General features: G+C 64.3%; 28 protein-coding genes. 14 read left to right on the top strand and 14 right to left on the bottom strand.

Annotated elements, in window-relative coordinates:
• Nucleotides 1-220: 220 nt before the first annotated feature.
• Together RYH74_RS09335 and RYH74_RS09330 are read left to right on the top strand one after the other, a co-directional pair.
• Complete coding sequence (locus tag RYH74_RS09335; RefSeq protein WP_003260689.1) at nt 221-568, top strand: HPF/RaiA family ribosome-associated protein; 348 nt, start codon at nt 221-223, stop codon at nt 566-568.
• A gap of 120 nt (nt 569-688) precedes the next feature.
• Nucleotides 689-979 carry a DUF3509 domain-containing protein gene (locus RYH74_RS09330; protein ID WP_025340607.1) on the top strand — a complete coding sequence of 97 codons (291 nt, stop codon included), beginning with the start codon at nt 689-691 and terminating at the stop codon, nt 977-979.
• Between the two features lie 3 nt (nt 980-982).
• Here the strand turns inward: RYH74_RS09330 and RYH74_RS09325 are convergent, their stop codons facing one another.
• On the bottom strand, nt 983-1,453 hold the full coding sequence (locus RYH74_RS09325; protein WP_025340608.1) for a phosphate-starvation-inducible protein PsiE: 471 nt from the start codon (nt 1,451-1,453) through the stop codon (nt 983-985).
• Nucleotides 1,454-2,040: 587 nt separating this feature from the next.
• Here RYH74_RS09325 and RYH74_RS09320 point away from each other — a divergent pair.
• Nucleotides 2,041-2,304 (top strand): YebG family protein, encoded by a 264-nt coding sequence (locus RYH74_RS09320; protein WP_003260692.1) that lies wholly within the window; start codon nt 2,041-2,043, stop codon nt 2,302-2,304.
• Between the two features lie 267 nt (nt 2,305-2,571).
• On the opposite strand, the gene RYH74_RS09315 is transcribed toward RYH74_RS09320, so the two are convergent.
• Complete coding sequence (locus RYH74_RS09315; RefSeq protein WP_075046347.1) at nt 2,572-3,591, bottom strand: Leu/Phe/Val dehydrogenase; 1,020 nt, start codon at nt 3,589-3,591, stop codon at nt 2,572-2,574.
• A gap of 124 nt (nt 3,592-3,715) precedes the next feature.
• Between RYH74_RS09315 and RYH74_RS09310 the strand changes: the two genes are divergently transcribed.
• The gene (locus tag RYH74_RS09310) at nt 3,716-4,522 is read left to right on the top strand and encodes a SirB1 family protein (protein ID WP_085593040.1); all 807 of its coding nucleotides are present in this window, start codon (nt 3,716-3,718) and stop codon (nt 4,520-4,522) included.
• On the opposite strand, the gene maiA is transcribed toward RYH74_RS09310, so the two are convergent.
• From maiA to hmgA, 3 genes are read right to left on the bottom strand one after another with little or no spacing between them, the layout of a single operon-like run.
• Nucleotides 4,516-5,148 carry a maleylacetoacetate isomerase gene (maiA, locus tag RYH74_RS09305; protein ID WP_317409306.1) on the bottom strand — a complete coding sequence of 211 codons (633 nt, stop codon included), beginning with the start codon at nt 5,146-5,148 and terminating at the stop codon, nt 4,516-4,518. The genes RYH74_RS09310 and maiA overlap by 7 nt on opposite strands.
• A 12-nt stretch (nt 5,149-5,160) precedes the next feature.
• Nucleotides 5,161-6,453 (bottom strand): fumarylacetoacetase, encoded by a 1,293-nt coding sequence (fahA, locus tag RYH74_RS09300; protein WP_075046349.1) that lies wholly within the window; start codon nt 6,451-6,453, stop codon nt 5,161-5,163.
• A gap of 3 nt (nt 6,454-6,456) precedes the next feature.
• The gene (hmgA, locus tag RYH74_RS09295; protein ID WP_075046350.1) at nt 6,457-7,758 is read right to left on the bottom strand and encodes a homogentisate 1,2-dioxygenase; all 1,302 of its coding nucleotides are present in this window, start codon (nt 7,756-7,758) and stop codon (nt 6,457-6,459) included.
• A gap of 174 nt (nt 7,759-7,932) precedes the next feature.
• Here hmgA and RYH74_RS09290 point away from each other — a divergent pair, with 174 nt between their 5' ends.
• Entirely contained in the window at nt 7,933-8,715 is a 783-nt protein-coding gene (locus RYH74_RS09290) for an IclR family transcriptional regulator (RefSeq protein ID WP_025340615.1), read from the top strand.
• A 351-nt stretch (nt 8,716-9,066) separates the two neighbouring features.
• Here the strand turns inward: RYH74_RS09290 and RYH74_RS09285 are convergent, their stop codons facing one another.
• The 4 genes from RYH74_RS09285 to RYH74_RS09270 all read right to left on the bottom strand — a co-directional run bounded on the left by RYH74_RS09285 (nt 9,067) and on the right by RYH74_RS09270 (nt 12,346).
• Nucleotides 9,067-9,981: an SDR family oxidoreductase gene (locus RYH74_RS09285; RefSeq protein WP_317409305.1), complete on the bottom strand. Its 915-nt coding sequence runs from the start codon at nt 9,979-9,981 to the stop codon at nt 9,067-9,069.
• Between the two features lie 220 nt (nt 9,982-10,201).
• The gene (locus RYH74_RS09280; protein ID WP_075046353.1) at nt 10,202-11,107 is read right to left on the bottom strand and encodes an alpha/beta fold hydrolase; all 906 of its coding nucleotides are present in this window, start codon (nt 11,105-11,107) and stop codon (nt 10,202-10,204) included.
• A gap of 176 nt (nt 11,108-11,283) precedes the next feature.
• Nucleotides 11,284-11,970 carry an LrgB family protein gene (locus RYH74_RS09275; RefSeq protein WP_024087732.1) on the bottom strand — a complete coding sequence of 229 codons (687 nt, stop codon included), beginning with the start codon at nt 11,968-11,970 and terminating at the stop codon, nt 11,284-11,286.
• Nucleotides 11,960-12,346 (bottom strand): CidA/LrgA family protein, encoded by a 387-nt coding sequence (locus RYH74_RS09270; protein WP_075046354.1) that lies wholly within the window; start codon nt 12,344-12,346, stop codon nt 11,960-11,962. Before RYH74_RS09270 ends, RYH74_RS09275 begins: the two co-directional genes overlap by 11 nt.
• Nucleotides 12,347-12,442: 96 nt before the next feature.
• Here RYH74_RS09270 and RYH74_RS09265 point away from each other — a divergent pair, with 96 nt between their 5' ends.
• Nucleotides 12,443-13,339, top strand: coding sequence for a LysR family transcriptional regulator (locus tag RYH74_RS09265; protein ID WP_317409304.1), 897 nt, complete (start codon nt 12,443-12,445; stop codon nt 13,337-13,339).
• A gap of 127 nt (nt 13,340-13,466) precedes the next feature.
• Here the strand turns inward: RYH74_RS09265 and RYH74_RS09260 are convergent, their stop codons facing one another.
• Complete coding sequence (locus RYH74_RS09260; RefSeq protein ID WP_075046356.1) at nt 13,467-13,922, bottom strand: flavodoxin; 456 nt, start codon at nt 13,920-13,922, stop codon at nt 13,467-13,469.
• 128 nt (nt 13,923-14,050) lie between these two features.
• Between RYH74_RS09260 and RYH74_RS09255 the strand changes: the two genes are divergently transcribed.
• Both RYH74_RS09255 and RYH74_RS09250 read left to right on the top strand, forming a co-directional pair.
• On the top strand, nt 14,051-14,479 hold the full coding sequence (locus tag RYH74_RS09255; RefSeq protein WP_054572763.1) for a PAS domain S-box protein: 429 nt from the start codon (nt 14,051-14,053) through the stop codon (nt 14,477-14,479).
• A gap of 56 nt (nt 14,480-14,535) precedes the next feature.
• A complete protein-coding gene (locus RYH74_RS09250) occupies nt 14,536-15,153 on the top strand; it encodes a hypothetical protein (RefSeq protein WP_025340622.1) in 618 nt (205 codons plus the stop codon).
• Here the strand turns inward: RYH74_RS09250 and RYH74_RS09245 are convergent.
• Entirely contained in the window at nt 15,138-16,073 is a 936-nt protein-coding gene (locus tag RYH74_RS09245) for a MerR family transcriptional regulator (protein WP_274120974.1), read from the bottom strand. The genes RYH74_RS09250 and RYH74_RS09245 overlap by 16 nt on opposite strands.
• Before the next feature lie 199 nt (nt 16,074-16,272).
• Between RYH74_RS09245 and RYH74_RS09240 the strand changes: the two genes are divergently transcribed.
• From RYH74_RS09240 to RYH74_RS09225, 4 genes are read left to right on the top strand one after another with little or no spacing between them, the layout of a single operon-like run.
• Nucleotides 16,273-16,833, top strand: coding sequence for an antibiotic biosynthesis monooxygenase (locus RYH74_RS09240; protein WP_317409303.1), 561 nt, complete (start codon nt 16,273-16,275; stop codon nt 16,831-16,833).
• A 33-nt stretch (nt 16,834-16,866) separates the two neighbouring features.
• On the top strand, nt 16,867-17,604 hold the full coding sequence (gene folM, locus RYH74_RS09235; protein ID WP_075046361.1) for a dihydromonapterin reductase: 738 nt from the start codon (nt 16,867-16,869) through the stop codon (nt 17,602-17,604).
• 9 nt (nt 17,605-17,613) lie between these two features.
• The gene (locus RYH74_RS09230) at nt 17,614-17,910 is read left to right on the top strand and encodes a DUF1244 domain-containing protein (RefSeq protein WP_003260708.1); all 297 of its coding nucleotides are present in this window, start codon (nt 17,614-17,616) and stop codon (nt 17,908-17,910) included.
• The gene (locus RYH74_RS09225; protein WP_003260709.1) at nt 17,903-18,244 is read left to right on the top strand and encodes a HopJ type III effector protein; all 342 of its coding nucleotides are present in this window, start codon (nt 17,903-17,905) and stop codon (nt 18,242-18,244) included. The genes RYH74_RS09230 and RYH74_RS09225 overlap by 8 nt, the downstream gene beginning before the upstream one ends.
• A gap of 129 nt (nt 18,245-18,373) precedes the next feature.
• Here the strand turns inward: RYH74_RS09225 and RYH74_RS09220 are convergent, their stop codons facing one another.
• From RYH74_RS09220 to RYH74_RS09210, 3 genes are all read right to left on the bottom strand, one after another.
• On the bottom strand, nt 18,374-19,282 hold the full coding sequence (locus RYH74_RS09220; RefSeq protein ID WP_317409302.1) for an alpha/beta fold hydrolase: 909 nt from the start codon (nt 19,280-19,282) through the stop codon (nt 18,374-18,376).
• 167 nt (nt 19,283-19,449) lie between these two features.
• A complete protein-coding gene (gene fabV, locus RYH74_RS09215) occupies nt 19,450-20,661 on the bottom strand; it encodes an enoyl-ACP reductase FabV (RefSeq protein WP_075046363.1) in 1,212 nt (403 codons plus the stop codon).
• A 251-nt stretch (nt 20,662-20,912) separates the two neighbouring features.
• On the bottom strand, nt 20,913-21,773 hold the full coding sequence (locus RYH74_RS09210; RefSeq protein ID WP_317409301.1) for a LysR substrate-binding domain-containing protein: 861 nt from the start codon (nt 21,771-21,773) through the stop codon (nt 20,913-20,915).
• A 135-nt stretch (nt 21,774-21,908) separates the two neighbouring features.
• On the opposite strand from RYH74_RS09210, the gene RYH74_RS09205 reads away from it, so the two are divergent.
• The gene (locus tag RYH74_RS09205; protein WP_085664448.1) at nt 21,909-22,949 is read left to right on the top strand and encodes an agmatine/peptidylarginine deiminase; all 1,041 of its coding nucleotides are present in this window, start codon (nt 21,909-21,911) and stop codon (nt 22,947-22,949) included.
• Nucleotides 22,946-23,842 (top strand): N-carbamoylputrescine amidase, encoded by an 897-nt coding sequence (aguB, locus tag RYH74_RS09200; protein ID WP_025340629.1) that lies wholly within the window; start codon nt 22,946-22,948, stop codon nt 23,840-23,842. The genes RYH74_RS09205 and aguB overlap by 4 nt, the downstream gene beginning before the upstream one ends.
• The last annotated feature ends 1 nt before the right edge of the window (nt 23,843 follow it).

Genomic DNA, 23,843 nt, shown 5'->3' with positions numbered 1-23,843 from the left:
GGCGTTTTCGGGCCTGCAATAATAATGATTTCAATTCTCATAAGCAAAGGCCGAGCGATGAGCCGCCTGCTGCCTTGAATGCAACAAGAAATTTATTTTCAAAAAGGGCTTGAATTCGTTTCGCCGTTGCCTGACCTTAGAGTCAAGAGGCGCAGAAATTCCAAGGGTCTCAAAGGCCTAGGCGCGTCTCCATGCGAGCAAGCTGAATAAGGATTGAATCATGCAAATCCAGGTCAACAGCAGCAACCATTTCGAAGGCAACGCCCGGCTCGACCAGTGGGTCCGCAGCACACTGCAGAACTCGCTGGAACGTTACGAAGACGACCTCACCCGCATCGAGGTTCACCTGCGCGACGAGAACGGCGCCAAGCCCGGACCGCATGACAAACGCTGCCAGATGGAGGCTCGCCCCAAAGGCCACCAACCGATTTCCGTCACCCACACCGCCACTTCGCTGGACCAGGCGGTCGATGGTGCCGCCACCAAGCTCAACCACGCGCTGGAACACTTCTACGGCAAGCTGCGCAGCAAGCGCGGAGCCCTGGAACTGAGTGACCCGGACGCCTGATCGGCAATGCAAACGCCCGGCCTGATGCCGGGCGTTTTCGTTTGTATCGATCGATGGCGCTGAACCAACAGGTAATTTCCCCGGTCAACTTCTGCACTCATTCACCGCAGAAGCATGACCATGAACAACCCATTCGAACGAATCAGTGCTGCATTCGCCCCCGAATACCGGGTCAACCTGAGCATTGCAAACCTCGACGGCAGCATCATGTTGACCCTGTCCGACGACGCTGGCGTGGTCGCCAAGCGCCTCATCACCCAGGCCCAGCGCAATGACCCGGTGCGCCTGCAGCGGGTGATCGACAGCATCCGCCTGGGCCTGGCCATCGAACACAGCCAGAACCCTCTGCAGGTGCTGGCCGCGCTGACCCGTGACGCCCGCCACGAGCCGCGCCATTTCATCGCCAACTGAGGGCTACTTGCCCTCCTCCACTTCCTTGCCGTTGGCATCCAGCACCTTGGTCGAGGGGTAGCGGTACGAGGCGTAGCGCACCACCAGGATCGCGAACGCCAGCAACAGGATGCCACCGCACACGTACAACAGCCCTACGTCCGGCGCCTTGTGGTGCGAGACGTCGCCGATCAGCAGGCGGGTCAGCGCGGTGATGGCCACGTACAGCAGGAAGCGGATCGGCATGTGGTTGGTCTTGAAGTAGATACCGACCATCGCCCCCAGCTCCAGGTAGATGAACAGCAGCAGGATGTCATCGACACTGACCCCGCCCTTGCCGAGCATGTCCAGGAACGTCATCACTGCCGCATAGGCGGTGATCGCGCCAATGCCGAACAGCGCCAGGTAATGGAATGCCTCGACGCACAGGTTGCCCAGCGAGTCGGCCGAGCCGTGCAGGCCCTTGCGCAGCTTTTCTGCCCATTTGATGTTCACGATGTTCCATTCCCCGATACGTCTTGAAGGATGATACGTCACCGGCGTGACGCTTGTGCCATGCAGTTAAAAGGCCAGGGCCCCTGCCTTGGAAGGCGACCGATTGCCGCAAGGCACCTTCAGGCCTGGCAAGTTGCCAGAAGCGAGCAGCAACCGTGGTGCATCAGGCCTTGCTACTGCAGCCCAAATCGCCGGCTTCGATCCTGATGATGACCTCAATGCATGAGCTGGAGACGTTGCGGGCTTTGCTTGAGTCGGCACTGGTTCAGGTGCAGAGGCCCGCTGAGCCTCGGACTTTGCACTGAGGTTTGAGTGTTGCGTTGTCTGGGCTGGCCTCTTCGCGGGTAAACCCGCTCCCACAGGATCTCCACAGGCCTTTGAGGTAGATGGAGTACCTGTGGGAGCGGGTTCACCCGCGAAAGGGCCCGGATGGCCAAGGCGCTGATGGATGATGCTGAGTTGGGCATGAAGCAGTAAGCCCTCGTCACCACGCTACAATTTCTGCTTGCGAACCAATCTATATTGCCATTACTGTATATAGATACAGTAAACCGAAACACAACCAGCAAAAGGCATAGAGGTGATGAATGGCCGTCGAAGTGGTGTACCGCAGCAGCCGCGACCCGGAGCGCTTGTTCATGGATAAGGCCGAAGCAGACCGTCACGACAAGATGCTCGAACTGGCTGAGCGCCTGGCCGAAGTACTGCACAAGGCAGTGCCCTCGCTGAGCGAGAAACAGGTCGAGGAAGCCGGTATCTACATGGCCAAGAACCGCGATGTGTTCGCCCGGGCGTTCAAGAGCCAGCCGGATGCGCTGGCCGAGTTGCTCGAAGCGCCAGCGGCCGAGTAATTGCCTGCACTGGCCGCTTCGGCAGGTACGGCACAAGCGCTGGGCTCGGGCGCTATCCCTGTGGGAGCGGGTTTCCCCGCGAAACAGGCGACGCGGTGGATGGCACGGGCTACGCCCGTGTTCGCGGGTGAACCCGCTCCCACAGGGACCGCGGAGCTTTCAAGGTTTGGGGTGGAACAGTTGCTGCTTCAGGTACGGCACAAGCGCTGGGCCGGAGGTATTCCTGTGGGAGCGGGCGTGCCCGCGAAGAGGCCAGCAAAGCCGGCCTCAGCCGTAGAGCAACCGCTCCGCCAGCATCTGCGCCACCCGCGCCGGCGAGCGCTTCTCTGCCTGGGCATGGCCAAACACTTCGGTCAGCCGTGAAGGTATCCGCGCCAGGTGCGCAGTGATGGTGCCCAGGTCTTCGCCACGATGGGTAAGTGCCACGTAGATCAACCCACCGGCATTGATCACGTAATCGGGCGCATACAGTATCCCGCGCGACTCCAGCTGGTCGGCTACCTGCAAGGTGGTCAGCTGGTTGTTCGCCGCCCCCGCCACTGCCGCGCAACGCAACTGCATCACGCTCTGCCCGTTCAACACAGGGCCCACGCCGCAAGGGGCAAAGATGTCGCAAGGGGTGCTGATCAATGCATCATTGGTCACCGGCTTGGCATCGAACTGATCCATCGCCAGCCGCACGCGTCCCGGGTCCAGGTCGCTGACCAACAGTTCTGCGCCCACCGCATGCAATTGCTCCGCTAGTGCATAACCGACATTGCCCAGCCCTTGCACCGCCACCCGTAAGCCTTTCAAATCGTCGCTACCCAGCCGAAACGAGGTAGTGGCCCGGATGCCAGCGAACACCCCCATAGCCGCATGCGGTGAGGGGTCACCCGAGGCCGTGGTGCTGGTCACATGGGGTGTGCTCTGGGCAATGCAGTCCATGTCCAGGGTCGAGGTGCCGCTGTCCACGGCGATGATGAAGCGCCCTTGCAAGGTGTCGATGAAGCGGCCAAAGGCCTCGAACAGCGCGGCACGGTTTTCCACATGCGGGTTGCGCATGATCACCGCCTTGCCGCCCCCCAGTGGCAGGCCAGCCAGCGCCGCCTTGTAGCTCATGCCCTGGGCCAGGCGAATTGCGTCGGTCATGGCGCTTTCATCATCGGCATAAGGCAGGTAGCGGCAACCGCCCATGGCCGGGCCCAACTGCTCGCTGTGAATAGCCACCACGGCCTTCAGGCCGGTGGGCGGGTGGGTGAACAAGTGCAGCGACTGGGTACGGGTGCTTTGCATCAGCGCGAACATCGACAGGCTCCCCTACGAGGTGCTCTCTCCAGTATAGGCATGGCCCTTGGGCTGGCGCCGCCGCCGGACCACTGGACGAAACCGCGCGCCGCGGCTAATACTCAAGCGTGTGTGGAGAAGCCCCATGAAGCCACGTCAAGCCTGCCTGGCCTGCCTGGAACGCGAGCCCGTCGCCCTGCTGGAAGCCGCATTATGGATTGCCGCCGAGCACGACCGCAGCGTCGAGCCCGCGGCCAGCCTTGCCAAGCTGCATGACCTGCAGCGTGAGATCAGCGCCAACCTGCCGATGCTGCCGCTGTGCGAACTGGCCCAGCCACTGCTGCGCCAACTCAATGCCCTGGGCTTCCAGCAGGATGAATACCACCCGCTGCGCCCGCATGCCGCGATGATGGACAAGGTGCTGCAGCGCCGCCGTGGCCAACCGCTGGCCCTGGCCATCCTCGCCCTGGAACTGGCCCGGCGCCTGTCCATCCCCCTTGAGGGCGTAGGCTTCCCTGGCCATTTCCTGCTGCGCGTGCCAGGTGCGGATCACCTGCTCGACCCCTGTGGTGGCCGCCGCCTGTACCCCAACGATTGCCGTGAGCTGCTGGCTCGCCAGTTTGGCCCGCATGTAGCGCTGACCGCCGAGCACATGCGCAGTGCCAGCCCGCTGCAGATGCTGCAACGCCTGTCACGCAACCTGCGCCAGTTGCACATCAGCAACGACGACCACCTGGCGGCGCTGATCGATGCCGAGCGGGTCATGCAACTGGGCCCTGTGCAGGTCAGCGACTATGTGACCCGCGCCTCGCTTTACCAGCACCTGGATTGCCCGCAGGCCGAGCGCTTCGACCTGGAGCATGCGTTACTGCTGACGGAGGACCCGGTCCAGCGCCTGAAACTGTCCGAGCGTATCGGCAAGCTTCCGGCGGCGAACCGTTCCATTCACTGAGCCGGGCTGTCCGGCTGCTGTGCTGGGTGGGCCTGGGAAAACGCCGGGTGCCCCGCCGCCAGGGCGGCAACCCGCAGGATGCGCGGGAAGCTGTCGAGGTCGATGTTGAAGCGTTCGGCCGCGTACAACTGCGGGATCAGGTAGACATCCGCCAGGCCCGGCTCATCACCGAAGCAGAAGCCGTGATCGCCTATCAGCTGCTCCACTGCCGCCAGCCCCTGGCTGATCCAGTGGCCGATCCACTGGTTGACCTGGCTCTCGTCCTGGCCAGCCTGGCGCAGCCGGTTGAGCACGCTGACGTTGTGCAGCGGGTGGATGTCGCAGCCGATGATCGCCGCCACGCCCCGTACCTTGGCGCGCGCCTCGGCCGCAGCAGGCAGCAGGGCGGGCTGTGGATAAACCTCCTCCAGGTACTCGATGATCGCCGGCGATTGCACCAGCAGCTCACCGCCATCGGTGCGCAAGGCCGGCACACGGCCCTGCGGGTTGACCGCGACATAGTCCGCACCGCGCTGCTCACCCTGCAACAGGTTGACCGGCAGGGACTGGTAGGCCAGCCCCTTCAGTGCCAGGGCAATGCGCACCCGGTAGGACGAGGTGGAACGGTAATAGGTGTACAGCTCCATGCCCGTGCCTCCTCAGTTGGCCGCTAGGACCGTGCCGCGGCATTCGCCGAAACCAATGCTGGCCACGCCATCACGCACGCAGCGGGCACGCAGGATGATCTCGTCGCCGTCTTCGAGGAACTTGCGCACCTCGCCACTGGCCAGTTCCACCGGGTGCTTGCCGCCTTCAGTGATCTCCAGCAGGCTGCCGAACGAACCTGGCGTGGCGCCCGACAGCGTGCCCGAACCGAACAGGTCGCCCGGTTGCAGCTGGCAGCCGTTGACGCTGTGGTGCGCGACCAGCTGCGCCACGGTCCAGTACATGCTGCGGGTGTTGCTCAGGGTCAGGCGGTGCGGGGCAAGGCCCTGCTCACGCATGCGCTCGGTCAGCAGCAGTACCTCGAGCTCGATATCGAATGCACCGGCGGCCTGGTCGCGCTTGTCCAGCAGGTACGACAGTGGCTGCGGGTCGCCTTCCGGGCGTGCCGGCTGGGCACAGCGGAACGGCTCCAGCGCTTCGGCGGTAACCACCCAGGGCGAGATGGTGGTGATGAAGCTCTTGGACAGGAACGGCCCCAGCGGCTGGTATTCCCAGGCCTGGATATCGCGCGCCGACCAGTCGTTGAGCAGGCACAGGCCGGCCACGTGCTCGGCGGCATCGCCTACCGGGATCGCCTGGCCCATGTCGTTGCCCTGGCCGATCCAGATACCCAGCTCCAGCTCGTAGTCCAGGCGCGCGCAGGGGCCGAAGCTTGGCTCGGTGTGCCCGGCCGGAAGGGTCTGGCCCTTGGGCCGGCGCACATCGGTGCCGGACGGGCGGATGGTCGAGGCGCGGCCGTGATAACCGATCGGCACGTACTTGTAGTTGGGCAGCAGCGGGTTGTCGGGGCGGAACAGCTTGCCGACGTTCTTGGCGTGCTCGATGCCCACGTAGAAGTCGGTGTAGTCACCGATCTGCGCCGGTACATGCAGCTGGCAGGCGTTGGCCGGGTACAGGGCGGCCTGCAGTGCCGCCTGGTGTTCGCTGTGTTCGCCCAGCAGCACCTGCAGGCGCTCGCGCAGGGCAACGCGGGCATTGCGGCCGAGGGCGAAGAATGCGTTCAAGGCCCCACCACGGGTGGCCTCGACAGCGGCCTTGGCGGCACCGTCGAACAGGCCGGCGGCCAGCACCGCCTCCAGGTCAAGGATGGCGTCGCCGATGGCCACGCCACAGCGCTTGGCTTCACCCGGCCGGCTGAAGATGCCCAATGGCAGGTTCTGCAGCGGGAAGTCGCTGTGCCCGTTGGCATGCTCGACCCAGCTACGGGCAATGGCGGTCTGGTTCATGGGTTATCTCCGGTTCGGGTTGAAGGTGCTCGGCAAGGTGGCCCAGCAACTATCGTAGTCGGCCTGCAACTGCGGGCATTCAAGGGCTTGCAGGCTCGGGCGCAGCACCTGGCTGGTCTCGAACATGAAGGCCATGGTGTTGTCGATCTTGTGCGGCGCCAGGTCGGCGGCAATAGCCTTTTCGCAGGTTTCGGCGTCGGGGCCGTGAGCACTCATCACTCCGTGCAGCGAGGCACCGCCCGGCAGGAAGCCCTCGGCCTTGGCGTCGTAGGCACCGTTGATCAGGCCCATGAACTCATTCATCAGGTTGCGGTGGAACCATGGTGGACGGAAGGTGTTCTCGGCCACCATCCAGCGTGGCGGGAAGATCACGAAGTCCATGTTGGCCAGGCCATGCACGCTGGTCGGCGAGGTAAGTACGGTGAAGATCGATGGATCCGGGTGGTCGAAGCTGACCGTACCGATGGTGTTGAAGCGGCGCAGGTCGTACTTGTATGGCACGTTGCTGCCGTGCCAGGCGACCACGTCCAGTGGCGAGTGCTGCAGTTCGCAGGCCCAATGTTCGCCCAGGAACTTCTGCACCAGCTGCACCGGGCCATCGGCCTCTTCGTAGTGCGCCACCGGGGTGAGGAAGTCGCGCGGGTTGGCCAGGCCGTTGCTGCCGATCGGGCCCAGGTCCGGGATGCGCAGCGGCGCGCCGTGGTTTTCGGCGATGTAGCCGCGGGCCTCGCCGTCGAGCAGTTCGACGCGGAACTTCATGCCACGCGGGATAACCGCGATTTCCAGCGGCTCGACTTCCATCACCCCCAGTTCGGTGGCAATGCGCAGGCGGCCCTGTTGCGGCACCAGCAGCAGTTCACCGTCGGCGTTGAAGAACACCCGCTCCATGGACCGGTTGGCGCGGTAGATGTAGATGCTCACGCCGGCCGGTTTTTCCGCAGCGGCGTTGGCCACCATGGGCAGCCAGCCCTCGATGAAATCGGTCGGTTCGACGGGGATCGGCTGGGGGTTCCAGCGCAGGCGGTTGGGGGTGATGGCCCCCAGCGGGCCGGTCAGCGGCTGACGCGCCAGGCGTTCGAAACGCGGGTGCAAGGCAGACGGACGAATACGATACAGCCAGGTGCGGCGCAGCTCGCTGCGGGTCATGGTGAACGCCGTGCCCGAGAGCAGCTCGGCATACAGCCCATAGGGCGCCTTCTGCGGCGAGTTCTGCCCGACCGGCAAGGCCCCTGGCAGCGCTTCGCTGGCAAACTCGTTGCCGAAGCCGCTGAGGTAGTGAAGGTCGGGTGACGTATCGCGATTCATCGATGCCTCCGGGCTCTGGCCGAGCCGTTGCTGGCAGCTGGCTGCTGGCCCGGGGCGGGGTGGCAGCGCGTCTGCATTGTTTTTATCGTAATCAGATTACGAATAACGTAATTTGCTACGGGCAATGCGTCAAGCTATAAAGGCGCGACTCGACGAATCCGGAAGAAGATGTCCATGGCCAAAGCCAGCTCCCCCGCCGACAACGGCAAGCAGAAAGTCCGCTCGGCGGAGGTCGGCACCGACATCCTCAAGGCCCTTGCCGAGCTCTCCCCGTCCACCTCCCTGTCACGCCTCGCGGAACATGTGCAGATGCCGGCGAGCAAGGTGCACCGTTACCTGCAGGCATTGATCGCCAGCGGTTTTGCCGAGCAGGATGCGGCCACCAACCATTACGGCTTGGGGCGCGAGGCACTGCGGGTGGGGCTGGCGGCGCTGGGCAGTATCGATGTGCTGAAGATTGCCGCGCTACCGTTGTCGCAGCTGCGCGATGAACTGAACGAGAGCTGCTTCGTTGCCGTATGGGGCAACCAGGGCGCGACAGTGGTCAGCATCGAGCCGGCGGTACGCGCGGTCACCGTGGTAACGCAGATCGGCTCGGTACTGCCGCTGCTCACGTCGTCCACCGGGCTGGTGTTCGCCGCCTACCTGCCCGAGCGCGAGACCGTGGAGTTGCGTGACCGGGAACTGGCCGCCCTGCAGCACAGCGCCGCCGACTACCAGGCGGTACTGGCGGGCATTCGTGAACGTGGCCTGCACCATGTGCACGGGCTGTTGATGCCGGGCGTGGATGCGCTGTCGGCCCCGGTGTTCAATGCCATGGGGCAGGTCGCCGCGGTGATGACCGTGGTCGGGCCGACGTCGATCTTCCATGCCGACGAGCATGGCCCGGCGGCGCAACGGCTGCTGGCGGCAGCGCGGGAAACCAGCTGGCGCATGGGCTATTCGCCCGCCGGCTGAGCGCTTGCGGCACTATTGCCCGATACGTAAAGGTGAATGTCATAAGCGGCTATTTTTCCTACAGGATCAGGCGCTTATTCTTAACTCACTGGCCGGCATGAAGGGCTCTCCCCCCCGCCTTTCAGGCCTGCGAGGTTCACCGACGTAGATTTTGAAGCTCCTTGATCTGACGTCTCGATTGGCCGCTGCGGCTTGCAGCGGCCTTTTTTATTTGCCCTGAAAAACTCTTCGCCCGTGCTGGCCTCTTCGCGGGTAAACCCGCTCCCACAGAGATATCACTACCCCAAAGGCTTGTGGTGTACCTGTGGGAGCGGGTTTACCCGCGAAGAGGCCGGCACAGGCATACAAGTTTCAGCCCAGCGGATACTTCTGCAAGTTCGCCATCATCTGCTGCAACGCCTGCAAGCTGTCCTGTGGGTGCACTGCCCCGTCGAAGTCGCCAATCCGTGCCCAGTTCTCCGCCACCTGCTCCGGGGTAAAGCCTTCACGCGGATCGAAGCCTACCCCCAGGCTACGCTCCCACCGCACCTTGCCCACCCAGCCACCGCCCACTTCGAACAGCTCACCGCTGCCCTGGCACTGCTCGCTGCCCAGGTACACCACCAGCGGGCTGACCAGCTCTGGCTTGAGCCGCTCGAATACCTGGGGCGGGATCAACCCTTCGGTCATGCGGGTACCACCGGTGGGGGCGATGGCGTTGACCAGGATGCCGTGCTTGCGCCCTTCGATCGCCAGGGTACGAGTCAGCCCATACAGGCCCAGCTTGGCCATGCCGTAGTTGGCCTGGCCGAAGTTGCCGTAGATGCCGGACGTGGAAGCGGTGAAGATCACCCGCCCCCAGTTCTGCTCGCGCAGGTGCGGCCAGGCGGCGCGGGTGACCTTGTAAGCCCCCTCGACATGCACCTGATACACCTGCTCCCAGTCGCTGTCTTCCATCTTGTGGAAGGTCTTGTCACGCAGGATGCCGGCATTGTTCACCAGCACATCGACCCGGCCGAAGCTGTCCAGGGCCTGCTCGACAATACGCGCGCCGTGGCTGACCGAGTCATGGTTGGCAATGGCACTGCCACCAGCGGCGCGGATCTCCGCTACCACCCGATCGGCGGCGGAGGTGCTGGCGCCTTCACCGTGGGTGGAGCCGCCGAGGTCGTTGACCACCACCTGCGCACCACGCGCAGCGAACAGCAGCGCATGGGCACGGCCCAGGCCGCCCCCGGCTCCGGTGACGATCACCACGCGATCTTGCAGACGGACAGGCTCGCTCATGCTCATGGCTCCAGGCAGGTTCAGGTCAGCCGAGTGTCCGCCGCCAGCGGCGGGCGGACAATCAAGCTCACGCAGGCTGAATGCCTGGCAATAACGCAGCACGATGGTTATGGGGCCGCTGTGCGGCCCATCGCCGGCAAGCCAGCTCCCACACCAACCGCGCCGGCCTCCAGGCCTGCGCTGTACCTGTTGAAGCCGGCTTGCCGGCGATGAGGCCCTGTCAGTACCAGGCCACTTTCTGCTGGAAACAGCTCAGCGGTTGTTCACGAAAGGCCAGGTAATGGCGCAGCACCTGCACTGGCGCTTCGGTATGCGGGTAATGGCCGATGCCCTGCAACTGCACGGTGTCCGGCTCCGGCACCAGTTGCCGGTAGCGCTCCACCATGTGCGCGCCGGACAGCGGGTCGACCACGCCATTGATCAAGCGCAGCGGCACGCCTTCGTGCTGCATCGCGCCAACCCAGCGTTCGCGGTGCAACCTGCGCTCCGGCATGTACCCCACCAGTTTGTGCAGGATGCGCGTGCCACGGTTGGCGGCGATCAAACTCCAGAAGTCATCCAGTACGCTTTCACTGGGTTGGGTGCAAGAGCCGTAGACCTGGATCACGCTGCGCACCAGGTCGTCACGCCCGAACGAACGTCCTACCAGCCAGCCCAGACGGCTGAGCAGCAACTTCTGGATCAGCAGCATGCGGCAGCTTTCGGGGAACAGCCCGCTGTTGAGGAACACGCAGCTGGCGATGTTGGCGCGCTGTTCATGATGCCGCGCCAGCAGTTCCTGCGCCACACTGCCGCCGTAATCATGGGCCAGCAGATGCACCGGCTGGTCGACCTTGAGCTCGGCGAGCAAGGCCTGCTGCAGGTCGGCCTGCTCCATCAGGCTGTACAGGTGATCGACCGGTTTGGCCGAATCACCAAATCCGAGCATGTCGCAGGCGATCAACCGGAAGCGCTGGGCCAATGGCCCCCACAGGTAGCGCCAATCCCAGCTGGCAGTGGGGAAGCCGTGCAACAGAAGCAGGGGCTCTCCTTGCCCTGCGGTCCAGTAGCGGATGCTCTGGCCCCGGAAGCTGAAACTCTGTCCCCGGGTACGCCAGACGCACAATGGAATTTCGGCCATGGGCATCAGAACGGTCCCGGTGAAGTGGTGTTGGTGGAATAGAGCAAGGCTGCGGTCATTGCATGTCACCTCGGCACTTACATGTGCTCTCTATGTCGAGGCAGAGTCTAGCCAGCAGCCCATTGGCTGGAACTTGCGTTTCCAGCCAGCTTGATGACTTGGCGAGTCAGTGGCACGAACGGTCAGAGCAGCATGGCCAGCAGCGGTGCCGCGAACAGGTTCAACAACCCGGTCAGGACCATGACCAGGCCGGCCACCGAGCCTTCCTCGCGGCCCACCTCCTGTGCCCGGCTGACCCCGGCACCATGGGCACCGACGCCGAACAGCGCGCCCCGCGCCAGCGGCGTGCGCAACGGCAACCAACGCAGCAGCACGCCGCCGAACATGGCGCCCAGCACGCCGGTGAACATCACGAACACCGCCGTCAGCTCCGGTACGCCACCCAGGTCATGGGCCAATGGCATGGCAAAGGGCGTGGTGATCGAACGCGGCACCAGCGACAGGCTGGTCGCGCTGTCCAGCGCCAACATATGTGCCAACCCCCAGGAACTGGCGATCGAAGCGCTGCTGCCGGCGACCATTCCCACCATCAGTGCCGGCCAGTGGCGCGCCAGCATGGCCCGTTGTTGCCAGATCGGCACCGCGAAGGCCACGGTCACCGGGCCAAGCACGCTCATCAGCCAGTGGGTGTTGCGGGCGTACTCGGCATAGGCGGTGTGCAGCGGCACGGCCACCGCCAGCAACAGAACCGGCACCAGGATCAGCGGCGACAGCAGGTAACGCCCGCTGCGCCGGTATAACCAGCGGCTGCCCAGGTACGCCAGCAAGGTCAGGGCCAGCCAGAACAGCGGCATGGGTTCAAGGCTCATGGCGCAAGCTCCAGCGGCACACCAGTTCCACGGTCAAGGCGGTCACCACCATTACCATCAGGGTGCTCACGGCGATCACCAGCAGGATGCGCCAGCCCTCGTCACGGATCAGGGCGCCGTAATCGAGCAGGCTCATCAGCGCCGGGATGAAGAACAGCAGCATCTCAGCCATCAACCAGCCGGCGCCCAGTTGCAGCATGGCCGGCTTGAGCACACCCGAGGCGAACAGCAACAGCAGCAATGCCAGGCCCATCACACCGCCAGGAATCGGCCAGCCCAGCCAGGTGGCAAGCTGGCCACCGAACAGGAACAAGGCACAGAGGATCGCCAGCTCGACGAGCAAGCGCAGGGCTTTTTTCAATAACGCGGGTTTCATGGGGGGTTCCTCGACAGGCCCTCATTTTAAGATTTGGCTGCCTAGGCCAGAAGCGAATTGTTAGACTGAACACCATTCCAGAATGGAATTGCGATCATGGAATTCAAACAGCTGCGCAGCTTTATCGAAGTGGTCCACCGCGGCGGTTTTACCCAGGCGGCGCAAACCCTGCACATCAGCCAGTCGGCGGTGAGCAAACAGGTGGCCCAGCTGGAGCAAGATGTGGGCCAGCCGCTGCTGGAGCGCCAGGCCTCACAGCTGCACCTGACCGCTGCCGGGCGCATCGTGCTGGAGCGTGGCGAAGCCTTGTTGCGCCAACGTCAGGCGCTGCTCAGCGAACTGGACGACCTCAGCCAGATGGGCCGCGGTGAACTGCGCCTGGGCTTGCCGATGCTGGGCAGCGACGCGCTGTTCGCCGGCTTGTTTGCCGAGTATCGGCAGCGTCACCCGAACATCGCGGTCCAGTTGCTCGAAGGCGGCAGCCGCAGCATCGAACAGGCAGTCAAGAGTGGCGAACTGGAACTGGGTGGCAGCCTGACGCCCAGTGACGAGGCGTTCGACTACCAGCCGTTCTGCAACGAACCACTGGATGCCCTGTTGCCTGCCGGCCACGAGCTGGCGGGCCAGGACGGGGTGGACCTGCAGCAGCTGGCCGATACCCCGTTCCTGCTTTACCAGCGCAGCTTCGTGCTCAATGACCGGTTGCTGAAGGCGTGCCAGCAGCAGGGTTTTACCCCCAAGGAAGGCGGGCGCAGTGGCCAGGCGGACTTCCTCGCGGCGCTGGCGGCGGCGGGCCAGGGAGTGGTGCTGCTGCCCCGTGTGGTGGCGAAAGCGCTGGAGCGCCCCGGTGTGGTGCGCTTGCCGCTGCGCTCGCCGGGGGATTTGCGTTGGGATATCGCGTTCATCTGGCGGCGCGGGGCGTATCTGTCACGGGCGGCGCAGGCGTGGTTGGCGTTGGTGAGCGAGTGGCCGGTGCTCGCCAGCAAGGGATGAGTTGCCCTTGCCGGCCTCTTCGCGGGTAAACCCGCTCCCACAGGAACACCACAGCCTCTGAAATCTGTGCAGTACCTGTGGGAGCGGGTTCACCCGCGAAGAGGCCGGTACAGGCGAAAAATACCCGTCAGGCTTTAAGTGTACTCACCAACTCAGCCAACCAAGGCTCTGCATCCGCCTCCGGAGTCACCGTCTCGCTGGCATCCAGGCGCAGCATCGGCTGCACTTCGCGCACGCCCAGTTCGGCAAACAGCTCGCGCATCTGCTCGCCACCACCGCAATAGGTATCGCCATAACTGCTGTCACCCAGCGCAATCACCGCTCCCGGCAGGCCACGCCAGGCCGCAGGCAGGGTATCGCGAATGCTGCTGTACAACGGCATGAGGTTGTCCGGCAGTTCGCCCATGCCAGTGGTCGAGGTCACGGCCAGCAAGGCGTCGGGGGCGAAACCTTCAAGGTCCTGCAAGGTGGCGCGCGCCGCATGCCAGGCCTCCAGGCCCGCAGCCTTGAGCAGCGATTCAGCGTGACGGGCGACTTCTTCGGCGGTGCCGTAGACCGATCCGGAAATAATGGCGACTTTCATCGGGTAGAGGATTCCGAAACTGAGTGAAAACGTAGGATACTAGCATCCGGCGCTGGCAAAAGGCCGCCTCTACCAAAGTCACCCTCCTCAGCCCTGCTTCGCACCCTTGTTTATTCAATGGCCCGAACATGATCAACGCGCAACTACTGCAATCCATGGTCGATGCGTCCAATGACGGCATCGTGGTCGCCGAGCAGGAAGGCGACGACACCATCCTCATCTACGTGAACGCGGCCTTCGAACGCCTGACCGGCTACAGCCGTGACGAAATCCTCTACCAGGATTGCCGCTTCCTGCAGGCCGACGACCGCGACCAGCTTGGCCGCGCCCGCATCCGCAAGGCCCTGGCCGAAGGCCGGCCGTGCCGCGAAGTGCTGCGCAACTACCGCAAGGATGGCAGCGCTTTCTGGAACGAACTGTCGATCACCCCGGTAAGGCACGACGCCGAACAACGCACCTACTTCATCGGTATCCAGAAAGACGTCACTCGCCAGGTCGAACTGGAGCGGGAACTGGCGCAACTGCGCGTTCGTCCGAAACCCGACGAACGCACCTGAACCAAGTACGCCACGCACGGTCAATCCCGTTGAAGAAATCGCCATCGAGTTCGATCATGCAAGCAGAAGCGCTCCTGACCCAGGACGAGCTGGATTTCATACAGAACATGCAGCATTCGCCGCAGTTGAACCTGGCCGACCCCATGTCGAGCCTGCTGGTCAATGGCGACCGCCGCATCCAGAGCTTGCTCACCCGCTTGGTGGCCAACGAGCAGGTAACCCTGCAGGCCCAGTTCAACAACCAGCAGATCAGCTTCCCGCTGCAACTGGTGGAAGACGAGTTCCACGCCCTGCACCTGCAACTGGGCTCACCGGAAATCTACGAAGACGGGCCCATGCTGCGCCCCTGGCGCCTGTCGATGGAGCAGCCGAGCGCGCTGCTCGATGCCCATGGGCAGGAAAGCGGCCTGTGGGTTCGCGATATTTCGTTCAAGGGTACATTGCTGGAAGTCCGTGGCCTGCCAGCGGCACCAGCCCGCTTCGAACTGCGCTTCGCCCCTGGCGGCATCCCCCCCATCGAACTGCATGGCGTGCTGGGCCGGCGCATCGGCCCGGACCTGGCCGCCTATGACCTCAGCCAAAGCCCGGCCGAAGAGATCGAACGCCTGCGCGACTACATTCTCCAGGCCCATCGCCGGGCCCACCCCGAGCTACACACTCAGGTATCGAACTGACCGGCCAGAAACTGCCGCAAACGCTGGCGCATCACGCTACCCTGCGCGCCCAGGCAGGCGATAGGGCTGCCAGCCAGGCTGTCCTGTGCCAGTTCCGCCGCTTCACCCGCCAGTAACAACGGGCATTCCAGCCCTGCCACCAAGCGCGTCAGGCGCCGGGTGAGTTCCGCCGTGGGCGGCTGGTGGGAGAACAGCACCAGGGCATCCGGCTTCAGGCGCTCGCAGACCAGTGCCAGTTCTGCCAGCGGCTGCCCGCTCGCCAGTGGCGTCACGCCAAATTCATCACTGCTCAGGATCAGGCTGGTCACCAGCAACTCCAGTTCGTGGCACTGCCCCGGCAACGGCGCCAGCAGCACCATGCGGCTGCGCGGTGCACGGGCAAGTTGCAAGCGGGCCAACACCCGGCCACGCAGGAACTGATCGAGGAACAGCCATTCGCTGGCCTGCCCGTAGCCGCCCTGCCCGACCGCCAGGTCATGCCACACCGGCATGAACACTTCGCTGAATACCTGGTCCAGTGTGCAAGCGGCAAACACCTCGTCGAACAGGCGGTCCAGGCTGGCCAGGTCAAAACGTTGCAGCGCCTGGCGGATCTGCTGCTGCCAGCGCACCCAGGCGCCCGTCGCGCCACCTGCCTGCCCAGCTAGGGCATGGTCGCGGGCGAGGATGCTGGCGACCTTGCTTACCGCCACGCCGCGCTCCAGCCAGCCAAGGATGCGGCGGATGTCATCGATGTCGGCCTGGGAGTACAGGCGGTGACCACTGTCGGTGCGGGTTGGCTGGATCAGGCCATGGCGGCGCTCCCAGGCGCGCAAGGTCACGGCATTGACGCCGGTCAGGCGGGAAACCTCACGGATCGGAAACAGGTCCTGCTGCGCGAGGCTCGCATCGATTACCGGGTTCAGTCCCTGTTCGTTCATCTGCAAGGGGTACCCTGTGTGCCCAAGTTGAACACCTAGTCTACTACGGCAACCGTTTGCCGGCTGACAGTTGCCGAAGATCGCACATGGGCGATAATCCGCGCCCGATTCTTGCATGCACGCCTGCGTCGCCCACCACCCCGGGCGACACAGCCAAAGGGGCCGGCTACCCGCCAGCCCCGTTGCCAGGAGATACACGATGTCTACCCCACCCGTCACCCTGATGGTGTCGCGCCGCGCCGCCCATGGCCGCTACCAGGACCTGCTGGCCTGGCTGCATGAAGGCGAACAGCTGGCCACCGACTTCCCCGGCTACCTTGGCTCGGGCATCCTGGCGCCACCCCGCGACAGCGACGAATTCCAGATCATTTTCCGTTTCAGCGACGAGCCGACCCTGCATGCCTGGGAGCATTCCGCCTCGCGCCGGGCCTGGTTGCAGCGCGGCAACGGCTTGTTCGAACGCCCCAAAGAGGCGCGCGTAAGCGGCATCGACGACTGGTTTGGCACCAATATGGTGCAAAAACCGCCACGCTGGAAGCAGGCCGTGGCCATTTGGCTTGCCTTCTTCCCGGTCTCGCTGGTGTTCAACCTGGTGTTCGGCCACTGGCTGCCAGCACTGGACCTGCTACCCCGGGTACTGCTCAGCACCCTGGGCCTGACGCCGGTGATGGTCTACCTGTTCATCCCCCTTTCCACCCGCCTGCTGGCCGGCTGGCTGCATGCATCCCCGGCCCCGGCTGGCGCCCTGCGCAGCCGCTGAGGCCAGGCCGTACACGCGGTAGACAGTTCGGGTATGCTGGGCGGCAATCAAAGGACAGACAAGTTGACCGCCCCGAACATGAACAGCCCCATTCTCGTTACCGGAGCCAGCCAGCGCGTCGGGCTGGCCCTGGCCCTTGAACTGGCACAGGCCGGCCATACGGTGGTCAGTGCCAGCCGCAGCGTCCAGCCACAGGCGGCCCACCCGAATATCGTGCAGTTCCAGGCCGACCTGTGCCAGGCGGCCGACCGCCAGGCCCTGATCGAGTATCTGCACAACCATTACGACGGCCTGCGCGCGATCATCCACAACGCCTCGCTGTGGCTCGACGATGGCCTCGACAACCTCGAGACCATGTTCCGCCTGCACGTCGAAGCGCCCTACCACCTCAACCTGGCCCTTGGCGACCTGCTGGCCAAGGTGGAAAAGGCCGACATCATCCACATTTGCGACGAAACCTCTTCACGCGGCAGCAAAAGCCACATCGGCTACGCCGCGACCAAGGCCGCGTTGCAGAACATGGTGCTGTCGTTCGCCGAAAAATATGCGCCCAAGGTGCATGTGAACGGTATCCTGCCGGGGCTGCTGATCCTCAAGGAAGGAGGTGACGAAACCTACCGCCAGCAGACCCTGAAAAAGGCCCTGCTGGAGTTCGAACCCGGCGCCGGCCCGCTGATCGAGACGGTCAAGTACCTGCTCGCCAGCCAGTACAGCACCGGCAGCCAGGTGGTCATCAACGGTGGCCGCCACCTGAAGAACCGCATGACCTGAGAGAAGCCCATGACCCCACAGCAACAGCTCGAACTCGAGGCCGCCGCGTTCCGGCGCCTGGTCGAACACCTGCAGAAGCGCACCGACGTGCAGAACATCGACCTGATGAACCTGTCCGGCTTCTGCCGCAACTGCCTGTCCAAGTGGTACAAGGCCGCGGCTGACGAGCGCCAGCTCGACCTGAGCCTGGATGACGCCCGCGAAGCGGTGTACGGCATGCCTTACGCCGAGTGGAAAGCCCAATACCAGAAAGAAGCCAGCGCCGACCAACAAGCGGCGTTCGAAAAAGGAAAACCCCGTGACTGACCTGAACACCCTGCGCGCCAGCCTGGCCAGCGGCCAACACGTGTTTGCCGACACCCTGGCGTTCATTGCCGACAACTACAGCTACCAGCCACAGGCCTTCGACAATGGCGGCGTGGCGAATGCGGCCGGGCAGAACGAAGGTTCGTGCAAGACCCTGGGCCTGGCACTGCTGGAAGGGCTGAGTGACCAGGAAGCGCTGCTGGCCTTTGGTGAGCACTACCGTGACGTGGTGGCCACGCCCGAGGGCAGCGACCATGGCAATATCCGTGCGCTGATCAAGCATGGGCTGGCGGGCGTCAAGTTTGCCGAGCTGCCGCTTGCGCGCAAGGCTTGAGATTTTGGGGCCGCTCCGCGGCCCTTTCGCGACGCAAGGCCGCTCCCACAGAAGAAATGCGATCCCTTGTGGGAGCGGCCTTGCGTCGCGAAAGGGCTGCAAGGCAGCCCCAGATTCTCCAACCCACTATCAATCCATGATGGTTCCCGGCACCCCACCCGCCAACCCACCCTGCCGCAACCACTGCAAGGCCACCGGCCACAAACTTTCGCGAAAGCGGTCATGGAAGAACGCGAAATGGCCAATTTCATCGACCGAGATATCCACAGGCGCAATGCGCAGGTGCTGACGCTCGGCGCCCTGCAGATAACCCAGCAAACGCTCGGTCGCTGCCACGGTACCAAAGGGGTCATCGGTCAGGCTGATGGCCAGCGTCGCCGCCCGCACCTGGGCGAATGGTAGTGCCTCCAGTGCACGCCCGCTGGGTCGGTGCTCATAGCGCGGGGTACGGGTGGTCCAGTCGTGCACCACGCCGGATGGCGTGTCCTCCAGCCAACCCAGGCGCTTGCCGGGAAAGTAACCGAACACCCGGGTGAGCAGCGGCATTACCACATGCCACTTGCCGAACAGTTGCCAACGCTGGTCAGCCGCGTAATCGCGCCAATAGGCGAATTGCGCGCCAACCATCACCACCCGGCGAACCTTGCTCGCCGACGGTGCCAGCCCCACTGCGCAGCCGCCAAAACTGTGCCCCACCACGTCCACCGGCTGGTCGGGGAAATGTTCTGCGGCGTGCACCAGCATGGCTTCGAAATCCAGCCGGCCCCAGTCGCTCCAGGATGCCTGGAAGCCACGCAGCGAGGCCGGGCGGGATTCGCCGATGCCACGGTAGTCGTAGGTCAGCACATCGCAACCTTGGGCGAACAGGTAGTCGGCGAAACGCGAGTAGTAGCGGCAGCGTACCGAGGTGGCAGCGTTGATGATCACCAGCGGGCGCTGGGGGTCAGGTCGGGCGTGGCGCCAGCGGAAGCCGCCGAGGCTGTAGCCGTCGGCTGCGGTGTGGCGAAAGGCAGTGGCGGGTTGGGTGAGGCTGCTCATGGCACATTCCCTGTTGTTGTGCGCCAAAGCTAGCAAAGATTTTATAGCCTGTACCGGCCTCTTCGCGGGTAAACCCGCTCCTACAGGTACTCCATTTCCCTCAAGTTAAAAGGGATCCCTGTGGGAGCGGGTTTACCCGCGAAAGGGCCGGTACAGGCCGACAGCGATTACAGCTCGACGCAGTCGAACTTCACATCGGTAGCCACGTCTTCGTCGTAGTTGACGTCAGCGCGCTCGAAGCCGAACAGGTTGAGGAACTGCTTCTTGTAGCCGGCATAGTCGGTCAGCTCGAACAGGTTCTCGGTGGTCACCTGTGGCCACAGCGCCTTGCAGGCGTCCTGCACGTCATCACGCAGTTCCCAGTCGTCCAGGCGCAGGCGGCCCTTCTCGTCGACCTCGGCCGGCGCGCCGTCGGCACGGTACATGCGGTCGCGATACATGCGGTCCAGCTGGTCCTGGGTGCCTTCGTGAACACCCTTCTCCTGCATGATCTTGAACACCATGGACAGGTACAGCGGCATCACCGGGATGGCCGAGCTGGCCTGGGTAACCACCGACTTCAGCACCGCCACGTTGGCGCCGCCCTTGACTTCACCGGCCAGTTTCTTGTCCAGGCGCAGGGCGGTTTCGTCCAGGTCCTGCTTGGCCTGGCCCAGCGCACCGTGCCAGTAGATCGGCCAGGTGATATCGCTGCCGATGTAGCTGAAGGCCACGGTGCGGGCACCTTCGGCCAGCACGTTGGCGCCAGCCAGGGCGTCGATCCACAGCTGCCAGTCCTGGCCACCCATGACGGTGACGGTGTCGGCAATTTCCTGCTCGGTAGCCGGCTCGATGCTGGCCTCGATGATGGTGTCCTTGTTGGTGTCGATGGCGGTCGACTTGTACGGCTGGCCGATCGGCTTCAGGGCCGAACGCACCAGTTCACCGGTCTGCGGCAGCTTGCGCACTGGCGAGGCCAGCGAGTAGATGACCAGGTCGACCTTGCCGCCCATTTCGTTCTTGATCAGTTCGATGACCTTGGCACGGGCTTCGTCGGAGAAAGCGTCACCATTGATCGACTTGCTGTACAGGCCTTCGGCCTTGGCGAACTTGTCGAAGGCTGCAGCGTTGTACCAGCCAGCGGTGCCGGCCTTGGTCTCGGTGCCTGGTTTTTCGAAGAACACGCCCAGGGTGTCGGCCTTGAAGCCGAACGCCGCGGTGATGCGGGCTGCCAGGCCGTAGCCGCTGGAAGCACCGATGACCAGGACCTTCTTCGGGCCATCCTCGCGCACGCCCAGCTTGCGGGTGGCTTCGATCTGGTCACGGACGTTGAGCTCGCAGCCCTTCGGGTGAGTCGTGGTGCAGATGAAACCGCGGACCTTAGGATGAATGATGGCCAATGTCTGTACCTCGTCAGGTTTATGCCGGGGGAAGCGCCGCCATGGGCGATTCCGGTTGATCAGAGGGTGAGACTACCCCCGCAGGTTATCCGACACATATTACGGGGTGATCTTGGGGATGCAAAACGGTGGATTACCTGTACCGGCCCTATCGCCGGCAAGCCAGCTCCCACAAAGACGGCGCAAAACTTGAGCCCTGTGAGGGACCTGTGGGAGCTGGCTTGCCGGCGATAGGGCCAGTGCAGGCAACATCAATCTGACAAGAGAGCCCCTTTCAGCCATTCCAGGAACTGCCGGGCCAGCGGATCATCCTGGCTATCCCGATGCACCAGGCACGCCCACGCCGGCCCACGCACGCGCTGCGCCGACAAAGCCTGCAAACGCCCCTCCTCCACCGCCCGCCGCGCCAGCAACTGGCTGACCAGGGCCACCCCCAACCCCTCGCTCGCCGCATCCAGCAGCAGCCCGGGGTCGGAAAAGTTCAGCCCCTTGCCCTGCTGCCCCACATCCTCGCCACCCTCCAGCTGCCAGTGGCTCCAGTCCATCTCGCGCTCGCCATGCAAGGTGGTGCGCCGCGACATCGGCGTTTGCAGCAACGCCGGGTGGCAGGCCGGGAACAGCTGGTCCTGGTGCAGCACGTTGAAGCTGCACTCGGCCTGGGCACTGAGGTCGTCGCGGATGGCCAGGTCGATGGTCTCGGTCGCCATGTCCGGCACCTCGAAACTGGTGAACAACCACAAGTCGACATCCGGGCAGCGCTGGTGAAAGTCGGCCAGCCGCGGCAGCAGCCAGTGCCTGGCAAAGGCCGGGCTGGTGTTGACCACCAGTTGGTTGGGCTTGCGGTACTGGTCGAGCCGGCGAATGCCCACCGCCAGGTGCTGCAGCAGCGACTGCGTGGTGCTGAGCAGGTCGTGCCCGGCGTCGGTCAGGCTCACGCTGCGGCCACTGCGGTGGAACAGCGGCTGCTCCAGGTAGGTTTCCAGGCTGCGAATCTGCTGGCTGATGGCCGACTGGGTCAGGTTCAGCGCTTCGGCGGCCTTGTGGAAGCTGCCCAGCCGCGCAGCGGCTTCGAAGCCGCGCAGGGCATTCAGGGGTGGCCAGTTTTTGAGCATGATTGATAAGCCCTGCTGATCAGATGTGCGCTAAATCTATCGTTTGTCGCAGGCCAAGCCTAGCCATAGCATGGACATCAACACCCGCGACGGCGGGCTTCGTTGATAAAAATCCTTAATTGATCGGAGTTCACTATGCACCTGTCCCTCGACAGCGGCTGGCGCATGCCCGCCGAATGGGCCCGCCACGCTGCCACCTGGATGGTCTGGCCACACAACCAGGCCCTGTGGGAAAGCGGCTGGCACGTGCGCCTGGCCGACGTACAGCAGGACTACGCCCGGGTCGCGGCGGCCATCGCCCGTTTCGAGCCGGTGAAGATGGTGGTCGACCCGTCGGCCTTGCAGAGCGCACGTGCCCTCTGCGGCGCCAATATCGAACTGGTCGAAATGGCCGTGGACGACAGCTGGTGCCGGGACAGCGGCCCAAGCTTCGTCTGCCACCCTCAACATGGCCTGGCCGGCCTGAGCTGGCGCTTCAACGCCTGGGGAGGCAAGTCGCAACACGGCCAGGACCGCAGCCTCGGCCGGCGCATCCTCGACCACCTGGGCCTGGATGGCTTCAGCACGGCGCTGTGCAACGAAGGCGGCGCGATTCATGTGGACGGCGAAGGCACCCTGATCACCACCGAGTCGGTGCTGCTCAACCCCAACCGCAACCCTGGCGTGAGCAAGGCCGAGTTCGAGGCCTGCTTCGCTCGCTACCTGGGCATCCGCAAGACCATCTGGCTACCGGGCGACCCACAATACATCACCGGCGACATGACCGACGGCCACGTCGACGGTGTATGCGCCTTCGCCCGCCCTGGCGTGCTGCTGGTCGACGCCACCCATGACCAGCATTCGGTGTACGCCGAAGTCGTGCGGGAAAACCGCCGCGCCCTGGAACTGGCCACCGACGCGCAAGGCCGGCACTTCGAGCTGCTCGACCTGTATGAAGCCAGCGCCGCCGTCGACCAGGACGCCGAGGTATTCTGCGCCTCTTACACCAACTTCTACATCGCCAACGGCGCGATCATCATGCCGGCCTACGGCATCGCCGCCGACCAGGAAGCCGCCGCGCAACTGGCCCACGCCTTCCCGGGCCGGGAGATCGTACCGGTGCGCATCGACCACATCGCCCATGGCGGTGGCGGCATTCATTGCATCACCCAGCAACAACCCGAGGTGCAGCCATGAGTCTGCTACGCATCGCCACCACCCAGATGCCATGCAGCTGGGACCTGCCAGGCAACCTCGACCGCGCCGAACAGCTGGTTCGCCAGGCTGCCGCCAAGGGGGCCCAGGTGATCCTGCTGCAGGAGCTGTTCGCCACCCCGTACTTCTGCATCGAACAGGACCACCAGCACCAGGCCCTCGCCCAGCCCTACCCCGCCAGCCCGATCCTGCAGCGCTTCGCCGCACTGGCCGGCGAGCTGGGCGTGGTGCTGCCGCTGAGCTGGTACGAGCGCGCCGGCAATGCCTTCTTCAACTCGCTGACCGTGGCCGATGCCGATGGCCGCCTGCTTGGCGTCTACCGCAAGACCCACATCCCCAACGCCATCGGCTACCAGGAAAAGGAATACTTCAGCCCCGGCGATACCGGCTTCAAGGTCTGGGACACCGCCTTCGGCCGCCTGGGCATCGGCATCTGCTGGGACCAGTGGTTCCCCGAGACCGCCCGCTGCCTGGCACTGATGGGCGCCGAAGTGCTGCTGTTCCCCACCGCCATCGGCTCCGAGCCCGGCTGTGCCGAACTGGACTCGCGCGACCACTGGCAGGTGGCCATGCGCGGCCACGCCGCCGCCAACCTGTTGCCGGTGGTGGCGGCCAATCGCGTGGGCGAAGAAGTCGCAGCCAGCGACGCATCGTTGGCCATGCGCTTCTATGGCTCGTCGTTCATCTGCGACCACAAGGGCGCCATGCTCGCCGAAGCCGACCGCGACAGCAGTGGCATCTGGCTGCACGACCTGGATCTGGCCGGCATGCGGGAAGACCGCCTGAGCTGGGGCATCTACCGCGATCGCCGCCCGGAGATGTACGCACCGCTGCTGACCCTGGACGGCACCCACCCACACACCCTGAGGGCATGAG

The organism is Pseudomonas sp. LSJ-87 (genome assembly GCF_032971465.1).
Classification (GTDB): domain Bacteria; phylum Pseudomonadota; class Gammaproteobacteria; order Pseudomonadales; family Pseudomonadaceae; genus Aquipseudomonas; species Aquipseudomonas putida_Z.
Note: the sequence above shows the minus strand (reverse complement) of the source record. Positions and strands in the feature narration are given on the sequence as shown.